The organism is Bartonella sp. MU70NMGDW (assembly GCF_042194085.1).
Taxonomy (GTDB): Bacteria; Pseudomonadota; Alphaproteobacteria; order Rhizobiales; family Rhizobiaceae; genus Bartonella; species Bartonella grahamii.
Window position 1 is genome coordinate 1 of the sequence record NZ_JBHIMK010000495.1, and the last position, 858, is coordinate 858.

Below are 858 nucleotides of genomic sequence, written 5' to 3' on the forward strand. Positions count from 1 at the left end.
AAACGAGAAAATAAAAAATTACAAGAAGACTACAATGCTCTTTTACGACTCCACAACGAAAGAGACCGCACCATGGGAAAAATTATGCGTGACACCACCCAACGCATTGAAAATCTCACCAACCAATTGCTCAAAGATGATCAAAACAGCACAAACATTCAAGAACAAGAACAGGAAGATTTCTAAAAAGTACATCAGCGCATAATAAACCAGAGACTTGACTTGTCCGCCACACCTCACAGGATAAAAACTCTTAAACCCACACCAATCTCTAAATGGTCCAGTTTTTTATAAAGAGGATTCCAGCTACTCACCACTTATGGGATTAACTTAAAACTCAACAAGAAAGCCCGACCCTGAATCTTTCATCTCCGCACAAACACTTCTTATATCAAAGAGGCAACCTTATATCACCACACTTCAAATGAGATGTCTTTAACAGTGCAACAAGATAACAAAACCAACATCATTGTAAAAAAATCATATAAATGACAACAGCAACAAACAAATAAAGCATCCTTCGAAAAAAAGAACTCTATTCATGTTTCCTCTGAATGCATACCATAAAGTCCTTGTCCTTAGATAAGGTCAAGCAGATTCAAAATATATTTAAAAAATAACCTTATCTATTATCCCCTAAAACACCGCCATTTGATAATATAAGCACCATGGAGTCTCTGCACCTAGAATGTCCATCAGATGAAACCCACCGAAAAGAACCGTATCATTTATAAACCAGCGTGAACTTTAGTATTTTCATCCTTCAGAGCCAGAAAAAAGCCAAACCCGAAGAGTATGTTAATCTCATACAACCTCAAACATCATAAACAACAATAATAGCTCTTGAAAACATCCTCT

At 36.4% G+C, this 858-nt stretch carries 1 pseudogene; it reads left to right on the forward strand.

Annotated features, from left to right (window positions below):
* Positions 1-186, forward strand: a pseudogene (locus tag ACFIKE_RS11800) (cell division protein ZapA); the annotation flags it as partial.
* Between the last annotated feature and the right edge of the window lie 672 nt (positions 187-858).